This is a genomic window from Streptomyces sp. CGMCC 4.7035, from assembly GCF_031583065.1.
In the GTDB taxonomy this organism is placed as follows: Bacteria; Actinomycetota; Actinomycetes; order Streptomycetales; family Streptomycetaceae; genus Streptomyces; species Streptomyces yaanensis.
Genome location: NZ_CP134053.1, coordinates 2411118 through 2427339 on the forward strand (window position 1 = coordinate 2411118; position 16222 = coordinate 2427339).

Below are 16222 nucleotides of genomic sequence, written 5' to 3' on the forward strand. Positions count from 1 at the left end.
CTGGTCGTCCAGGAGGGACCCCACACCCCTCCGATACCTGCAGGTCGATCAACACGTCGATCAACACGTCGATCAACACGGCGATCGATACATCGATCATACTGGCGCAACTGCGATCCGGAAGTCTCCTGTGGCATCGCATGAGCTGCGTGATCAGCCAATGGAGGCTGGCATGTGCGTTTGTACGAGTCGGTCGCCCGGGTACGTCATCCGGGAGGTGGTGCCCTGTGGGCCAGTCCCTGACGGAACCGGTCGCCGAGGCCGCTGCACCGGCGGAACTCGTGCTGACCGGCGACCTGGCGCGTCCCGCCCGGCTGACCGTGCCCGACCTGCTCGCCTGGCTCCAGCACGAGGCGCGCGTCACCTTCGAGTGCGCCACGAGCGGCGCACGGCACCACCGGTTCGCGGGCCCGCTGCTGCACGACGTGCTCTCGGCCGCGGGTCCCGTGTTCGATCCCGCCCGGCGCAAGGACCGTCTGCGCTTCCTGATCGCCGTCACGGGCGCGGACGGCCACCACGCCCTGTTGTCCTGGGCCGAGATCGACCCGGACTTCGGCCGCGCGCCCGTGCTGCTGGCGGCCGTCATGGACGACACCCCGCTCGACCGGTCCGGACCTCAGCTCGTGCTGCCGCAGGACCGGTGCGGGGCGCGGTACGTCAGCGGCATCAACGCGATACGGGTGGACGGCGGTTACGGCCCGTGGAAGTGAGCGACCGACCGACGGCCGCTCAGGCCCGGTCGATATGGACGTTCGTCGACTTCACGCGGGCCGTGGCCTCCATCCCGACCTCCAGACCCAGCTCCTCCACGGCCTCCCGGGTCAGCAGGGAGACCAGGCGGTGCGGGCCCGCCTGGATCTCCACCTGGGCGGCCACGTCACCGAGCTTCACGGCGGTGACGATCCCCGGGAACGCGTTGCGGGCCGAGGTGTACGAGGGGACGTCCTCCTCGCCGGTGCCGCCGCGCGCCAACTCCACCGAGAACGCGGCCAGGTCCCTGCCGTCGATGACCCGGCGGCCGCTCTCGTCGCGCCGGGTCGCCACCCGGCCCGCGTCCGCCCACCGTCGCGCGGTGTCCGGACTCACTCCCAGCAGACGGGCGGCCTGGCCGATTGTGTAGGACTGCATGGGCGCCACCATAGGCGCCCGCGCCGCCGCGACCCCAACGCGCCCACGAAGCCCCCTCACACGCCGGATCTGCGGAAACCGACATGGCCGCCCCCGCGCGCATGGCAGGATCCCACGCCATGGGTGTGTCCTGGGTGGTGCGGAGCGTGCGTGCGGCGGTGTTCGCCGTCGTGTGCGTGCTGCTCGCCGCCGGGGGACACACGCTGGCCACCGGCGCTGTTCCGCCGACGTGGGTGGACACGGCCGTCTTCCTGCCCGTGTTCGCTGGCGGTGCGGCGCTCGCCGGGCGTGAGCGCTCGCTCCTCGGCATCGCCGTCGCGATGCTCGTCGTCCAGGGCGGGCTGCACCTCGCGTTCGACGCGGCCGGCCCGCCGGACGCGCCGGCGACGCACATGCCGGGCATGCCCCACGGCATGCACATGGCCGCCCCGTCGCAGGCGATGACCTCGCACACCGTCGCCGCGCACCTGGCCGCCGCCCTGCTCGCCTCCTGGTGCCTGCGGCGCGGCGAGGCCGCCCTGTGGTCGCTGCTGCGCAAGGCCGTCGCCTTCGTACCGGGCCTCGCCGCCTGGTGGCGTACGGCGCCGCTGCCCGCGTACGCCAGACCGCCACGCCCGTACGCCCACCGCCGCCACCACCTCCGGCAGGTGGTGCTCCGCCACGCCCTGTCCCGGCGCGGCCCGCCTCTGGGATCCCCGTACAGCATTTGACCCCCCAACACCGAGCACGAGTACCGAGTACGGAGTTTCCTCACCCCATGTCCCCGATGCGTACCACCCTGCGCCGCGCCGGCACCGTCGCCGCCCTGACCGCCGTCGGCCTCCTGACCGCGGCGGGCGCGGCCTTCGCGCATGTCACCGTCCACCCCGAGAGCTACGCCAAGGGCGCCACGGACGGCGTGCTGACCTTCCGGGTCCCCAACGAGGAGGACACCGCCGCGACCACCAAGGTGCAGGTCTTCCTGCCCACCGACCATCCGATCCTGGGCGTGCTGGTCACCCCGCAGGACGGCTGGACCGCGCAGGTGACCACCACCAAGCTCAAGAAGCCGGTCAAGACGGACGACGGCACCATCACCGACGCGGTCTCCGAGATCACCTGGACCGGCGGGCGCATCCGCCACGGCCAGTACCAGGACTTCAACGTCGCCTTCGGTCAGCTCCCGGACGACACCGAGCAGTTGACGTTCAAGACGCTGCAGACCTACTCCGACGGGAACGTCGCCCGCTGGATCGAGGAGACCCAGAAGGGCGGGGAGGAGCCGGAGAACCCCGCCCCCGTCCTCCAGCTGACTGTCAAGGGTGCCGAGGAGGGCGGCGATTCGGGCAGCGGTGCTTCCGCCGCCGCCTCCTCCACCACCACGGAGAAGTCGAGCGGTTCCACGACGAAGGCCGCCGCCACGAGCGACTCCACCGCCCGCGGGCTCGGCATCGCGGGCCTGGTCGTCGGCGTCCTCGGCCTGGCCGCAGCGGGCTTCGCGATCACCCGCGCCCGCACCCGCACGTCCGCGTCCGAGTGACGCGACCCCCGCCCTGCCGCCGTCAACAGTCAACCCCTGCCCATGCGGTGATTACTTCGCTGGTCACGGCGCTGGCAGAGGGGATCGACGGCTGAGGCGCCGTCTGGGGGCCGGTGTCTCGCTGGCGTGAGCGCGGCACGCATACGGGTGACGGCGCTGTGTGGCCGCTGCGCTCTTTGAGACCCGACAGCCTCAAAGAGCGCAGCGGCTACGAGAGCCCATCGTCGTTGAGTACTTGTGAGGCGCGAACTTGAAATTCGGCGCTCTTTTGGATCATCCAGTACCTTTCGGACACCAAAAGCCCAAACGGGTACTGCGGGCTGGGCGGCATGGGGGTCAAGCTAAGTGACCCGTTCGAGGCGAACTGGGGGCGTCTTGCCTAACCGGCGTCGCCCCTGCTCCGGAGGCGACGGAGGAGTAGCCAGCCCGGAGCTCAAAGCCCAGCAACCGGCCGTGGCGCCGACCATCACGCATGGCATCACGGCCGGTTCCGGTGCGGTCTGGGCGATCGGGATTGCAGGACGTCAGCCGTCCTGGGGCGCACTTTCAGTCAAGCCAATCCCCCGGGGCATGATTCGCCGAACTTCTCGACACGATTACAGGCATGGCGACTTCGGGGGCAAGGAGCAGTCGACTCGGCGGCTTGGGACAGTGGTGGGGCGTCATCGCCGCCGCTCTTCTGATCGCCGCATGGATGAACAGAGCCGCGGGACCTGTGGTCGTCGCGACCCTGTCAGGGATGTTGCTGACCTGGTGCTTCTTCCAAGCACCCGTGACATGCGGGGCCCCTGTCAGGGGTAGGGAAGACGGTTGTCGGAACAATGCAACCGGTCTTCTCATGGGCTGCCACATCCGCCAGCATCGCTGGCAGAAGCTGAAGATGCTGATCCTCCGCCGCCAAGTACGCGAGTTTTGCGGAGGCCTCTTCTCAGACGGGAAGGCCACTCTGGTCACACTGGCCGCGCTCGGCAGCTTCCTCTCCGGGCTCGTGGCCTTCATCCCCGGCATGGCTCTCGGCTGACCTCCACAGGGACTCGGCCCCACAACGTCACGCGAGACCGTGTCTACCGCATCTACGTGCTCGGCTTCCTAGACCGATCTGCGAGTTGTCGACCCACCCCGGCGACTCACCCAGTCAGGCTAGGCACCACGCCCTATCAGCCGGCGTCCCAGAGATCGACATGCCCGCGTTCGCCGGGTCGCTTCCCGTTGCTTGAGGCGGGACCGGATGACGTGGGTCACCAAGCCGCGTTCACAGACCCCGTCAGAAGGGCGGCTCATCCATGCAGCCTCCGGCCCAGCTGCCGCCACGAACGTGTTGGTTGCGCAAGGCAACGTCGTCGGCGGTTTCCAGGCTGGTGGTGTCGTAACCCCAGTTCCTGAGTGCGTCCAGCGAGCGGCTGCGGTTGTAGCGGTTGGTGCTGGTCGCCAGGAGACGACGCGCGTGGTAACCGAGTTCGTCCCGAAGCCAGGTGAGATCAGGATGTTCGATCACCCGTTCGCCGATGGCGACGCATTCGTCATCGGCGTCGTAGGCGAGGGAGCCGAGCCACTCCAGGAGCGCCGCCCGTACGGGGTAGTCCCTTTCCTGATTGCTTCGTAGGTTGGGCTCAATGGTCACGGTGGCGGGGTGGGCAAGGATCGCCGCCACATACAGGGCCACGGGGAGCGTGGCTTCGTAGAAACTGTTCTGGTGGCACACCAGCTCCAGCTCCTTGATGGCGCTGGTCTGACCCGCGGGGTCGATGTCGAGCAGTCGAGTCAGCACGGCCGGGAGGAATCCGCCGTGCCCTCTCGCCGTGCCGAGTTCGGCCCAATCCGTGCCGCCCAACAGCGCCTGATGATGCGGTAGCCCATCGGAGACGTAGCCGTCGGTCTGCTGGTTTTCGCTGGTCACCGGGCAAGGCTAGGACACCGGCGGCATGGGCGTTGGCGGCCCGACTGCCGCCTACGCGGCAGTCTGAGTCTGGCCCAGCAAATGGCTTGTGAACACGGCTTGACGTGGGTTATCAAGCCGCCTTCATAGCCCTGACCCAGCCCAGCATCATCGGGACCTCAAGTGGATCTACTCCACTTCGATGCCGAAATCCTGAACGAGTTCTTCCAGACCACCCGCGTAGCCCTTACCGCCCAGCACGAAGTCCCAGTCTCCGTTTGCCCTTCGGCGGAATGAGCCGAGTACCAAGGCGGTTTCACGCGGCCGACCGTCGGAGACTTCCAGTCGTCCCAGCTCAGCCAGCCCCGGGTCGAGCAGGCGGATGCATGCGTCCGTGAAACCAGAGAGGTCGGCGTCTGGGTTAACCTCTGGGTCGATGGCGGCCACGAGTACGAACCGGTTAGCCTCATCGGGCAACCCGTCGAAGGAGACACAGATCGCGGCCTTGTCAGGTGCAGTGGCGGGAAGAGCACGCACTGAGCCATCCGGCGTCTGCGGGTTGTTGAAGAAGACGAAGTGGTCGTCACTAAGGACCCGGTTGCCACGGCAGACGAGAGCGCACACGTCCAAGGCGACGCTTCCGGTCCACGACATGCCCAAGACGTTGTAATCGTCTGGCAGCCGGGTGTCCGGCCCAGACGGCGTCGGCTGTGCTGAGACTTGACGATCGCCCTCACCCAGCCACCCACGCAGCCCATGACGATGCAGCAGGTCGACGAGTTCAGGGCCCGAGATGAGTTCCAGCGGCTTGCCGTTGGCGAAGGTGTGCGAGCCGGGGCCGAACCCTGACGTCGTCACGAGGACACCCTTGTTGGCGCCGGCGTCTTGTACGGTCCCGTACAAGTCACGCACAGCGGTGGGCGGCACAGTGTTGCGGTAGCGCTTCACCTGCACGACGATCTTGCCGCCTCGGATCGGTGTCGGGTCCAGTGCGTCGACGTCCACACCGCCGTCGTTGGAGCGCTGGGTGGTCACCGCCTGCATTCCCATGGCCCGGAAGAGATCGGCAACGAGGTTCTCGAAGGCGATCGGGTCCATGGCGAGCAGATCCGGTTCCTCGTCGCTGCCGTGGGCGACAACGCGGTTCCCGACATCCTGCGGCCGCCTACTCGGCCGTACTGGTGTCAGCTGGTCCGGTCGAGCCGAGAGCTGCCCGCGCAGTGCGTCAGCCAGGCAACTACCTGCGTCCACCTGCGCCAGGTGCAAGTCACGGAACGAAGAGCGCGAGGCCATGACGGTTGCGAGGAAGATATGGCCCGGTCGGCCCGTCGAAGGGTCATGCCCATCGACGAACCCGTTCAAGGTCACTGACTCAAGCGCATCCAGCTCATCTGCGGCAAACAGTTCGTGCAGAACAAGCAGCATGCACTGCGCGAGAACCTCCCTGTACAAAGCACGGCGCTGGCCTTCTGAGCGGGGGGTCTCCTTGTCCTGGTCGAGCCCGGACATGTACCGAACGGCCTTGACCTCCGGCACGATGCTGTAGGCAGGCAACTCCCAATCCAGCACCAATTGCCGGGCTGCCGGGTCGTAGGCTGCCGCCACCTGCCGGGGGAAACCTTCCGGCCACGCCGTCGAGGCGTAGAGTGCGGCGGAGAAGTACTCGATCACGGAATCGGGATCCTGGCGCCCTACGCCTTCGGTTATCGCAACGACGCCGGCGTTGTGCCGCCGTACATCATCCAGCTGAGCATTGGCCCACTGCTGGTACTCCCGCTGGTACGACGCGAGCTGGTGCTGTCGGTGAGCCTCTGCGGCTTGAGCGGCGTGCCAGTCTCGCTCGAAGCGTGCTCGTGCTTCGGCCTGCGCCTGGGCCCGGCGACTCGCAGTCCAGCCGCTCTGCGTTTGGTAATGATTGAAATCCGGCATAGGCACTGGCTGCGCCAACGGTCCTGGAGCAAAGGGCTTGACCTCCTCAGGTCGCATGAGAGAGGCAGCCCTGAAGGCAGGATCCTGGCAACCCGAGGCAAGAAGACCTTGCAATGACGCAACCTGCGCGTCCAGCTCCTCCGTGCGCCGTAGAGCCTCTGCCTGCCGGTACTCGCGGTGGCTCTGGGCAGCTCGGCGCTGGTAGGCCCGCGCTTCCTGTTCTTGCTGTCTCCGCCGTCTGGCTTCGGCTTCCAGTTGGCGCTGCTGCTGCCGTTGCATTTCGGCCCAGACACCGACAAAACCAGTAGAGCGACGACTCATGTGCTGCAGGCCCTCCCCAGGACGTTGGCAGCCGAAAGGCGCTTTGGTTGTCCCCGCAACCAGTTGTAACGAGACGACTCTATCCAGCAATTGCCGTCTCGCATATCTGCTCGTCAAAGGCAGCCCGCTCGGGCCGTCCCCGCAGGTCAACGTGACTGAAGGGTAACCAGGACCGTGCCAGGCCGCAGTACCCAAACTGTCGCATTCCTCAGCGCGGGTCGGGCTGTGTGCGCCGGGTGCAGAAAGGGCTGTGAACGCAGCTTGACATGGATCATCAAGCGGCGTTCACAGACCTTATCCGTGCTCCTGTCGGCGCGAAGTTGAACGCTCGTCGGGGTCGTGGTATCTCGTCGGCGCACCAGTTGGACGCTCGGATGACACAGGTTGGCCTTCGAGCGTGACCCGGTGGCGTTTACTGCCGCGTGTGGCAGACATGCCCTGTGCGGTCAGTCGAAGGCCACGACCAAGCGGACGCCGTCGTCGCCGAAACGCCCTGCCAGGGCCTGCATCACAGCGAAGACGTGTGGCCAGTGAGTCTCATGGCCCAGTACAGCTCCGACCGTCATCGGCTCGTACGTGCAGAACAGTTCGTCGGTCGTCCACTCCACGCGACCCGTCGCCCCATGCAGGTCGGCCGGCGGCACGCCTACCGCGGACAGGGCTTCCGGCGGCCAAGCGTCGGAAACGAGATGCTGGCGCAGGATCGACGGCAGCGACTTCGTGCGCCAGGTCAGCCGGCCGATGAAGTGGTCAGGCGTTGCCGTGGGATCGATCGAGGCGAGCTCCGCCCAGCTGACCCAGCTCGCACTGTGCAGGTCATCCGATGCGGCCGAATGACCCAACTGCGAGCGCAGTCCGGTCGACAGATCGATGGGAAGACCACGGCCCGGTGCAAGGGGCCGGAAGCCTGCGTAGTTGCGCACTCCGAAGAGACAACCGAAGGCCGCGTAGTCGGTCTCGTCATACAGCGGCCAAAGATCCATGGCGGCCACCCACGGCTCACCGTCGTAGTAGTCGGTACCAGTGCCGGGATGGCGAAACTCGATGCCGCCATGGATATCCGTACTCACGGCGTCGCACCCTAACAGCGCCCGGCTGGACAGATTCGAACATTGCAGGTCAGCAGCGGAGGCGCGCTCTGTCCCCGTAGATACGCAGGATGCAGCCTCTGAAGCACGTCAGCGGCGCACCCCCAGCACGCTACTGCCGTTCGGTCGCACGCGGGCTGTGTGAATCAGCCGCTCTATATCGGACCTGTGAGTTCGGCGTCGATGCAAAGGTCTGTGAACACGCCTTGACTTGGGTCATCAAGCCGCGTTCACAGCCTGCAAGAACACGTGTCTGGACGTAGGCCTGCGTCAACTCCGTTGGGCAAGCCTGCCGAAGTGTGGATCATGGAGCCGTGGCGAAGTGGACGAAGAAAGCGGCTCCGGGCGAGCTGCCAGATCGCGAGCCGGAGCTCTCCGCGTACCAACAGGCATTGCGGGCACGGCTCCTCGCGGCTCCCGTGGTGCCTGCCCCCGAACCCTGGCGGCGCGTTGCCTTCGTGCCCGTCGGCGGGCTCCTCGGGATCGGCTTCGCGTCGCATCCCGAGGACGGCCGCGATCTGGTGATGGTCGTCTCACGCGACGGTCACGGCCTCTTCGACGCCGTCACCGGGAAGAAGATCGCCAGAGACCGCGAGTCCGACCCCGAGGACAGCACCCCCGACGCGGTTGCCGACCTCTCCTGCCCCGGACTGGGGCCGATCAGCGGTAGCCGCGTGCGCATCGCGGGGCTTTTCGGTGGAGGGCTTCACACCACCACCGCGGACGGTTGGACGCTGGAGGTCGTGACCCCGGCCTGGCCGAATGACCGTGTCCTGCTCTCCGGCGACGGCGGCCTGCCCCACTCCGGTCCCCACGGGGAGCTGTGGTGGCACATCTTCCACTCCCACTACTCCGAGCTCCGTGCGGTCGGTTTCTCGCCCTCCGGACAGACCATCGCCGTAGCGACGAGCAGCGACATTTCACTGTGGACACGCAGGACGGACCACGGCCACGCCAGCAGCGCCGAAGCCTGACCGAACCAGACTGCGGGTCGGATCCGACAGACCTCGGCATGACGTGACCCGGAACAATCTGTTTTCCGCTCCCCCAGAAAGCATGGCGATGGACGAAGACGAGAGCCTGCATCGGTACGGCCTGCACCCTGCCGGAGCGAACCTCGACGAAGTACGAGGTCTGCTCACCGCACAAACTCGGCTGGAGAAGCGTGCGCAGGGAGACGGTGACACGGAGTTGATGAAGCTGTGCTGCGTACAGCTGTTCAACGCCTCGGTCCTCGAAGACGTGCTGCTCATCTGGCAGGCCAAAACCGCCAGCATGGACGCCGACTGCTCGATCGACATCCAGTTGCTGTGCGGCAGCGGACTGGCCAGGACCAAGGCGTACCTGTCGAGCCGGCGCCTACCCGAAGCCGAAGCGGCACTGCAACGACTGCTCCGCTGTGAAGCGGCCGGCGACTTTGAGGATTTCTCCGCCGCAGGGCACTCTGCCTGGTACGCCGCCTACTACGCGCCGTGATGCCTGACGCCGGTCTCCAGGTCATCAAAGAGTCTGTGAACGCGGCTTGACGTGGGTCAGCAAGCCACGTTCACAGACCACGACCGTCCTGCTGGCAGCGTCCGGGCACGGGCTGATCTACTCACGTCGATGCCGTGGGCCCGGACGACCTCTTCCAAGCCCCCCGTGCGCCCTTGCCGCCGCGGACGAAGTCCCAAAGGCAAGGATGCAACCTGGCGGCGCGGTCAGCCCTTGACCGTCATGCTCTCGACAGCGGGAAACCCCTTGTCCCACCAATGTCCATAACGCCGGTAGACAGATGGATCGCGGTTGACGAGCAGCGCTGACAGCCTCTCTGCCTCCTCCGTCAGACTTTGCCACGTGGTCTTGCCGAGCTTGCGAAACGTGGTCAACTCCAGCCCGCCGTCCGCTGCACGCCACACTCCGGCGACCTGCCCGTCGACGAGCAGACAGGGCAGCACGTCTCCATTGCGCCGGACGACCAGCGACCGGTACTTCTCGGGCATGACGCGACCGGGGACGACATGGGCCAACAGCGTGCTGTCCCACATCGGCAGCAGCCTCGGCGGCGCCGGGGTGTCCTCGGCGGGCAGGGTAGCGTCCACGAGGTCGAACAGGGCGGCGCGGCCCGGCCCTGCCACTGGTACCACCTGGTCGCCAAGCTTGTGCAGCGCCTGGGCTATCACCGGGCGCGTCAGCAGGGTGAACCGGGCGAAGTCCTGGGCCGACGCAGGCCCGAACGCCCGTAGGTAGGCGAGCAGCAGCCGCTGAACCCCAGCGTCCGATTCCCGTGGAGCGGATCCAGGGGCGGTTGGGGGGACACGGTAGGTGTTCGGCTGTGTGAACGACCACGGGCCGCCCGTCGGCACATGATGCACGGGCGCGTACGTGCGCAGCGCCCACCACACACGGTGCGCGTGCTCGCCGAACCTCCCCGTGACGTAGTCCTCCACCTCGGTGCCGGTGCGGGGCCGCTCCAGGAACCCGGCGAGCTCCTGGAGTAGCGCGTCAGCGTCAGTGGGGGACAGTCCTGTCGCGGTGAAACGTCGGTCGTACAGCCGCGACGCCCGCAGAGTGCTGAGCATGGCAGCTCGATAGGGCTCGTAGTCCTCGGCATGGACGGCATGCAGCGTAAGCCGCATGAGGGTTGCCTTCACGATCCGGCGGTCCGCGAACGCCGCGTCGAGATCCTCAGGCGCGAAGTTTTGCACGCGATTCCATAACGCCAGATACGGCGATGCCGGCGCCTGCGCCTGCAAAGCACAGATCCGGCGAACAGCCTCCGCCACATCCAGGCGTTGGCGTTCGAGCAAGAGCTGACGGTCCAGGGTGGCCAGGGCGAGCTGTCGAGCAGTGAGTGCCACGCCCGGATTATGTCTCCCCCGGTAATCCCAGGGGTCAGCCAGCCCCGACTTCCGTCAGTCCGCCAGCAGTTCAGAGTTCCGCGGTCAATAACTTGCCGGTTGCAGTCGGCGGAGCCGAAACAAGGGTCTGTTTAACGCGGCTTGACATGGGTCATCAAGCCGCGTTCACAGTCCCATGCCCGTGTCGGGCGCCGAAGGCTACGGTGCGACGCCGCGATGTCAGCCGTCGAAGTGGCTCCACTCGACCGGGGCGTCGGCCAATGGGGCGAGAGCATTGCGGGGGGTAGCACCGGCCCAGGCACTGAAACCGTTGTCACCTCCTTCGTCCGAGACATGCAGGACGAGCCCTGGACCCACATAGAAGCGTGTGGGGGCCCCGGGCCAGAACGGGCGCAGGGGCACGGGGAGAAGTCCATCGGTGAGCCGGTCGACCTGCTGTGCCGTGAGGCGACGAGGCAGCGCCACGTAGTCGGCGCCCATAGAAGCTTCGTAGAGCGAGAACTGGATGAGGAAGCCGCTGAGCGGTTCCTGCTCGGCGATCGGAGGTTCGTCGTACTCACGGAACCAGACGGTCGGATCGGCTTCGGGGCCGTCAAGCGTCCACAGCAGCGACCAGGAGACGTACGCGGCACTACGCGCCGAACGCGCTCACCACGTGGGCCATGCCCACCGCCCCCACACGACCAGAGCGATCGTGCGGGGCATCGGACCGTCCAGGCCGCATCAGGTATCCCAAGGCGTGAGGAAACCCGCCCCCGCATTCCCGGACCCGGACCCCGGACCCCGGACACGATCCGCCAGCGCCGGATGTGGAGCGAAAGCGGGAGACCAGTGTGCCCACAACCGTTCGGGGCACACGGCTGAGCACGAGTCCTGGCAACAAGACTCACTCCCGCTCAGTCTCTAGGAACGGTAGCTCGGCTCCCCGCCGTCAGCCAACACCGGGAGCAACAGCGCGTAGTAACGGACAGCTGTGAACACCCTCGGCTCGGGCAGGTTCAGCGTTGCCAGCGCGGCCGAGGCGGCTTCGTGGCGCTCCCCGTTGACCCGGATCTCAGCCTCCATCGCGCCGGGTCGCCCGCCGTAGAAGACCTTGACTCCGTTGAAGAACGGCGATTCCAGGTCCGCTGTGAAAGTGGCCGCGATGCGGTGTAGCACGTTCGCGTTGAGCAGAGCAGTCTGCAAACGCCGGTTCTCGGCGGCGTCGAGCCCGAAGCCGACTGCGCCGGAGATGATCGAGTGCCAGCCGGGAACGCCGCGCTCGTGATCGGGGCCCGCGTGGTCCGCGAAGCTCCCGCGTCGGTCGAGGAGTTCAAGCATGCACGCTCCCGCCGTGTGCACCCACGCATCGGCCGCCTTGCGGGGATCGCCGGACATCGCCACGACACAGTCCATGAAGCAAGGCACATCCGGCTGGACGCTCACGTCCGGCAGCGCGACGAGGTCGTAATGGCGGCCACCCCCATGGTGGGGCGGCGCCACTCCCACCGCCCATCCGTGCGGGCTGCTCAGCGAATTGCCCTTGAGTTCGGTGCCCCGCGTCACACCGGGCGCGAACTCCTCAAGGCTCGCTTTCACGAGTGCGAGGAACTCAAGGTCGGGCAGGCGCTCCTCAGGCGGCTGGGCTTCGCGCGCACGGCGTCGTATCCAGGGCATGCGTGGATCCTACTGAGCCGCAACCATGCGCGGATGCCGTGTCGGATCCCGTAGTGCCACAGAACGGGTTTCCCTTGTACGTGAGGAGCGCGATGCGCAATGAAAGACGGCCGGCGATCTCCCGGCAGATGCGTTCCTGCCGGTCGACTCCGGTCTGATCCTCGTCCTTGGCGTGCGAGGTGCGGCAATAGATGGCTGCGGGCTCGCCCGGTGTGATCGCGTTCCTGCCTAGCTTCGATCGACTCATGGAAATGCCGTATGAGCCCGAGGTGTCAACTCCCGTCGGCGGGGCGGGGAGCCCACCGCTCCTCCACCCTTGCGAGGCGCCAGTACGTGAGGGCGGCCGCCCACACGGCCACGAACAGCCCGACGATGATGAAGCCCACGCTGCCGAGGTCGATCCCGGCGATCCAGCCCGTCACCCCGTCCCGCAGGTCTAGTTGGTCGCGCAGGATGCCGACCAGCTCGATGGTGCCGATCACGAAGGCCACCGCGATGGACAGACCGGTGATCGCGAGGTTGTAGAACACCTTGCGCACCGGGTTGGAGAAGGCCCACTGATAGGCGAAGTTCATGAACGTGCCGTCGAGGGTGTCGAACAGGCACATCCCGGCGGTGAACAGCAGCGGCAGGCACAGGATCGCGTACCAGGGCAGTCCGGCCGCCGCGCCCGAGCCCGCCATCACCATCAGCGTGACCTCGGTGGCCGTCTCGAAGCCGAGCCCGAACAGGAAGCCCAGCGGGTACATCTGGCCGGGGCGCGAGATCGCCTTGGTGAGGCGGCCGAGGACACGGTTCATGAAGCCCCGGGAAGCGAGGTGCCGTTCGAGCTCACTCTCGTCGTAGTTCCCCTCGCGCATCGCCCTGAAGACCTTCAGGATGCCGACGAGGGCGACCAGGTTGAGGGCCGCGATGAGGTACAGGAAGGTGCCGGCGATCGTCGTCCCCATGAAGCCGAGGACCTGGTGGGTGTCCGAGTCCTCGCTCGTGACCCGGTCGGCGAGCTGGGTGCCGCCCGCGATCATCGCGGCGAGAAGGACCACCACGCTGGAGTGCCCGAGCGCGAACCAGAACCCTACCGACACGGGGCGTTTGCCGTCGGCCATCAGCTTGCGGGTGGTGTTGTCGATCGCGGCGATGTGGTCGGCGTCGAAGGCGTGCCGCATGCCCAGCGTGTAGGCGGTGATGCCGAGCCCGATGCCGAACGCCTTGGAGCCGACCTCGTAGTGTCCCGGCACCACCAGCAGGAACAGCACCCCGAACGCGACCACGTGCAGGGCCGCGATCACCGCCAACAGTCCGGCGGTGCGGAGGGTGTCCTCGCGCCGCCACTGAAAGGACGCAGGCTTGGGCAGGGTCATGCGGTCACGCTCCAGCACCTCGTGGATCACTTCGTGAGATGCCGTGGCCGGTCTCCTGGCTGACGGATCACCGCGCCCGCCCCTACCTTCCCGACCTCTCGGTCAGTGGCGCCACCCGAAAACGGACGGCACGGGACGGGAACTCCCCGATCACAGTGGCGAGGGCCGCTCCGGCCTGAGCCCCTGGGGGCTTTCACCGGTCTTCCCGAACACCACGGCCCGCCAACCTTAGGGCCCTGCCGGAAAGCCTGCAAGGCTGCACAGTTGCGCAGATGTCCGGAGGTATCGAAGATCACATACGGGCGCCTGGGAGAATGCCCGCATGCATCTCGTTCCCGCCGACCGCGCCGACAGGCGCACCATCGACGGCCACCGGGTCTGTGAGGCCATCGAGGCCATCGGCGAGCCCGGGACCGTACGCGCCTGGGCCGACCGTTTCTCCCTGCTCGCCGACCCCGGCCGGCTGGCCCTGCTGCTGGCCCTGCACCGGGCCGGACCGCTCGCCGTCTCCGACCTCGCGGTGGCCACCGGTATGAACGACCCGGCCGTCTCGCAGGCGCTGCGGCTGCTGCGGACGGCCGAGGTGGTCGCGGGCGAGAAGGAAGGCCGGATCGTCCGCTACCGGGTGATCGACTCGGTGGTGCTGGAGCTGCTGAAACAGGTGACGTGACGGACGGTCATCGCGCCGAGGCAGGCTCGCGCTTCAGGTGAATGTCCTGGCTCGACAGCGTCATCGGTGACGCGGTGAAGGCACGCAGCCGCATGCGGACACCCTTCCTGGGCAGGGCGAAGCGGCCGCCCGGCGCCTCGATCCGGTACGTGGCCGTCGCATGACCGGCGACGGACGAGGGGCCGTCGAGCACCCTCCAGTAGCGGCTTTCACCGTGGCCGGTGGTCACCATGAAGTGCGGCTGGAGGGCCGCGTCGCCGTCGTTGCTCACGCGGACCGTGAGCGTGGCGACCGTCGTGGGCGTCCAAGAGCCGGCGGCGACTTCCATGTGCAACGGCGGCCTGCCGGTCGCGGCCAGGGTCGCGGCCACCAGGGACGGGGCGATCAGCCCGGCGGCCAGCACCGTGCGGGCCCCTCGCCGTCCATGCAGCAGCCTGGGTTGCCAGGCGGTGGCGAAGGCGCTGGGCGGTACCGTGAGGGCGGCCGCGAGCCACAGGGGTGTCATCAGCAGGTAGTAACCGTCCTGCGAGCGGGTCGCGAAGAAGAACGCGCACCAGGGCAGCACGCTCATGGCCGGACCCAGCCGGCGCACGAACAGCACGAACAGCGCCAGCAGGCCGGCCGCCATCAGCATGCTGGCGTGCGAGTACCAGGCCAGGCGGTCGCTGCCGTCGGTGAAGTACAGGGAGATGCCGACCAGGCCCTGGCCGTGGATGAGGGCACCCTGGGTGAGCGGCAGCATGATGCCCGCTATCCAGGTGCGCGGCTCGGTCACGATGAAGTACCCGTTGATCAGCAGCCAGGTCCCGGCGGCTATGCCGACGATCCGCGCCACGGCGAGGGCGGCCTCCCGCGCCCCCAGCTCGCCGCGCCGCAGGGCGTACACCCCGGCGAGCAGGAACGGCGTCAGGAACCACGGCAGTTGCTGACTCGCGCAGGCCGCGCCCAGACAGGCGGCGCGCGCCCAGTCGGCCGGGCCGCCCGCTCCCATGCGCGTCCAGCGCACCACCACAGGTATGAGGAAGGCCAGCGCGAGGATTGCCGGGTAGCCGAGGCGGCCGTACATCGGGAGGAAGCCGAAGCCCAGGCAGACCATCGTGGCCGCCGAGCGCCACCGCACCGGCAGCATCCTCCACATGACGACCGTGCCCGCCACCAACGCACTGGTGGTGACCAGGAGTTCCGGCACCGGGCCGTGGCCGATCCACAGCAGGGGCACGGTCAGCAGCGCGGTCAGTGGCGGATAGCCGTACGTGTAGTCGTAGCCGCCGGTCACGGTCGGGGTGATGGCGACGGAGCCGTAGTGCCCGAACAGCCAGGGCCAGGGCTGTCCGTACACCGGGTTGCCGTGGGCCACCTCGCGGGCGGCCTGCAGGGTGAGGATCGACTCGTCGCTGTACCCGTGACTCATGGTCAGGGCACAGTAGACGAGCGTGATCGCCGTCACCAGGACGACAAGGTCGAGCCGCGCCAGTGACCGGGTGCGCCGCACCACCAGCGTCAGAACGCCGGTGACCAGGATCGACACGTAGCACACCGAGATGATCCCGGCGACCACCGGCCGGTGACTGGCCGCGGAGCCCCACACCCCGCGCGTGCCGATGAACAGGCTGATGTTCGCGAGCAGCGTCAGGATGCGATGCCACTGTGCGGGAGTCTCGTCCGGCTCGCTCCGTGAGACGAGCGGGCGTATCCATCGGCCGGTTGTCGACGGCGTCGCTTCTGCCAAGTACACGACACGGAAAGTAGGTGAATCGGATGAACAGCGTGAGCGGGCCGGGTGAACGTCGAGCGCCTGGAAGCAAAGAGTCCGGTATGGGGGAAGTAAGCGGCG

16 protein-coding genes, 1 pseudogene and 1 riboswitch are annotated in these 16222 nt (G+C 67.5%); of the genes and pseudogenes, 8 read left to right on the forward strand and 9 right to left on the reverse strand.

Features of this window, described 5'->3' with window-relative positions:
• Positions 1–227 precede the first annotated feature (227 nt).
• Positions 228–710: a molybdopterin-dependent oxidoreductase gene (locus tag Q2K21_RS10080; protein WP_310769105.1), complete on the forward strand. Its 483-nt coding sequence runs from the start codon at positions 228–230 to the stop codon at positions 708–710.
• 19 nt (positions 711–729) lie between these two features.
• On the opposite strand, the gene Q2K21_RS10085 is transcribed toward Q2K21_RS10080, so the two are convergent.
• Complete coding sequence (locus Q2K21_RS10085; RefSeq protein ID WP_310769107.1) at positions 730–1128, reverse strand: TOBE domain-containing protein; 399 nt, start codon at positions 1126–1128, stop codon at positions 730–732.
• Between the two features lie 83 nt (positions 1129–1211).
• On the opposite strand from Q2K21_RS10085, the gene Q2K21_RS10090 reads away from it, so the two are divergent.
• The 3 genes from Q2K21_RS10090 to Q2K21_RS10100 all read left to right on the forward strand — a co-directional run bounded on the left by Q2K21_RS10090 (position 1212) and on the right by Q2K21_RS10100 (position 3668).
• On the forward strand, positions 1212–1838 hold the full coding sequence (locus Q2K21_RS10090) for a hypothetical protein (RefSeq protein WP_310769108.1): 627 nt from the start codon (positions 1212–1214) through the stop codon (positions 1836–1838).
• A gap of 47 nt (positions 1839–1885) precedes the next feature.
• A complete protein-coding gene (locus tag Q2K21_RS10095; RefSeq protein ID WP_310769110.1) occupies positions 1886–2647 on the forward strand; it encodes a YcnI family copper-binding membrane protein in 762 nt (253 codons plus the stop codon).
• 604 nt (positions 2648–3251) lie between these two features.
• The gene (locus tag Q2K21_RS10100) at positions 3252–3668 is read left to right on the forward strand and encodes a hypothetical protein (RefSeq protein WP_310769112.1); all 417 of its coding nucleotides are present in this window, start codon (positions 3252–3254) and stop codon (positions 3666–3668) included.
• A 243-nt stretch (positions 3669–3911) separates the two neighbouring features.
• On the opposite strand, the gene Q2K21_RS10105 is transcribed toward Q2K21_RS10100, so the two are convergent.
• The 3 genes from Q2K21_RS10105 to Q2K21_RS10115 form a co-directional block, all read right to left on the reverse strand.
• Complete coding sequence (locus tag Q2K21_RS10105) at positions 3912–4544, reverse strand: hypothetical protein (RefSeq protein WP_310769113.1); 633 nt, start codon at positions 4542–4544, stop codon at positions 3912–3914.
• Between the two features lie 168 nt (positions 4545–4712).
• On the reverse strand, positions 4713–6773 hold the full coding sequence (locus tag Q2K21_RS10110; RefSeq protein ID WP_310769115.1) for a restriction endonuclease: 2061 nt from the start codon (positions 6771–6773) through the stop codon (positions 4713–4715).
• A gap of 446 nt (positions 6774–7219) precedes the next feature.
• Positions 7220–7843: a hypothetical protein gene (locus Q2K21_RS10115; RefSeq protein ID WP_310769116.1), complete on the reverse strand. Its 624-nt coding sequence runs from the start codon at positions 7841–7843 to the stop codon at positions 7220–7222.
• Between the two features lie 332 nt (positions 7844–8175).
• Here Q2K21_RS10115 and Q2K21_RS10120 point away from each other — a divergent pair, with 332 nt between their 5' ends.
• Together Q2K21_RS10120 and Q2K21_RS10125 are read left to right on the forward strand one after the other, a co-directional pair.
• On the forward strand, positions 8176–8835 hold the full coding sequence (locus Q2K21_RS10120; protein ID WP_310769117.1) for a WD40 repeat domain-containing protein: 660 nt from the start codon (positions 8176–8178) through the stop codon (positions 8833–8835).
• Between the two features lie 88 nt (positions 8836–8923).
• The gene (locus Q2K21_RS10125) at positions 8924–9337 is read left to right on the forward strand and encodes a hypothetical protein (protein ID WP_310769119.1); all 414 of its coding nucleotides are present in this window, start codon (positions 8924–8926) and stop codon (positions 9335–9337) included.
• A gap of 224 nt (positions 9338–9561) precedes the next feature.
• Here Q2K21_RS10125 and Q2K21_RS10130 read toward each other — a convergent pair whose 3' ends face one another.
• The gene (locus tag Q2K21_RS10130; RefSeq protein WP_310769120.1) at positions 9562–10701 is read right to left on the reverse strand and encodes a winged helix DNA-binding domain-containing protein; all 1140 of its coding nucleotides are present in this window, start codon (positions 10699–10701) and stop codon (positions 9562–9564) included.
• 219 nt (positions 10702–10920) lie between these two features.
• Positions 10921–11181 (reverse strand): hypothetical protein, encoded by a 261-nt coding sequence (locus Q2K21_RS10135; protein ID WP_310781405.1) that lies wholly within the window; start codon positions 11179–11181, stop codon positions 10921–10923.
• Between the two features lie 189 nt (positions 11182–11370).
• On the opposite strand from Q2K21_RS10135, the pseudogene Q2K21_RS10140 reads away from it, so the two are divergent.
• Positions 11371–11608 (forward strand): annotated as a pseudogene (locus Q2K21_RS10140) (IS200/IS605 family accessory protein TnpB-related protein); the annotation flags it as partial.
• Here Q2K21_RS10140 and Q2K21_RS10145 read toward each other — a convergent pair.
• Positions 11605–12357, reverse strand: a complete 753-nt coding sequence (locus Q2K21_RS10145; RefSeq protein ID WP_310769121.1) for a DUF6348 family protein — start codon at positions 12355–12357, stop codon at positions 11605–11607. The pseudogene Q2K21_RS10140 and the gene Q2K21_RS10145 overlap by 4 nt on opposite strands.
• A 272-nt stretch (positions 12358–12629) precedes the next feature.
• Positions 12630–13718, reverse strand: a complete 1089-nt coding sequence (gene nicT / locus Q2K21_RS10150) for a Nickel transporter NicT (RefSeq protein WP_310769122.1) — start codon at positions 13716–13718, stop codon at positions 12630–12632.
• Positions 13719–13746: 28 nt separating this feature from the next.
• Positions 13747–13950: riboswitch (cobalamin riboswitch) on the reverse strand.
• A gap of 90 nt (positions 13951–14040) precedes the next feature.
• Between nicT and Q2K21_RS10155 the strand changes: the two genes are divergently transcribed.
• A complete protein-coding gene (locus Q2K21_RS10155; RefSeq protein WP_310769123.1) occupies positions 14041–14388 on the forward strand; it encodes an ArsR/SmtB family transcription factor in 348 nt (115 codons plus the stop codon).
• 7 nt (positions 14389–14395) lie between these two features.
• Here the strand turns inward: Q2K21_RS10155 and Q2K21_RS10160 are convergent, their stop codons facing one another.
• Positions 14396–16123 (reverse strand): hypothetical protein, encoded by a 1728-nt coding sequence (locus Q2K21_RS10160; RefSeq protein WP_386275981.1) that lies wholly within the window; start codon positions 16121–16123, stop codon positions 14396–14398.
• Between the last annotated feature and the right edge of the window lie 99 nt (positions 16124–16222).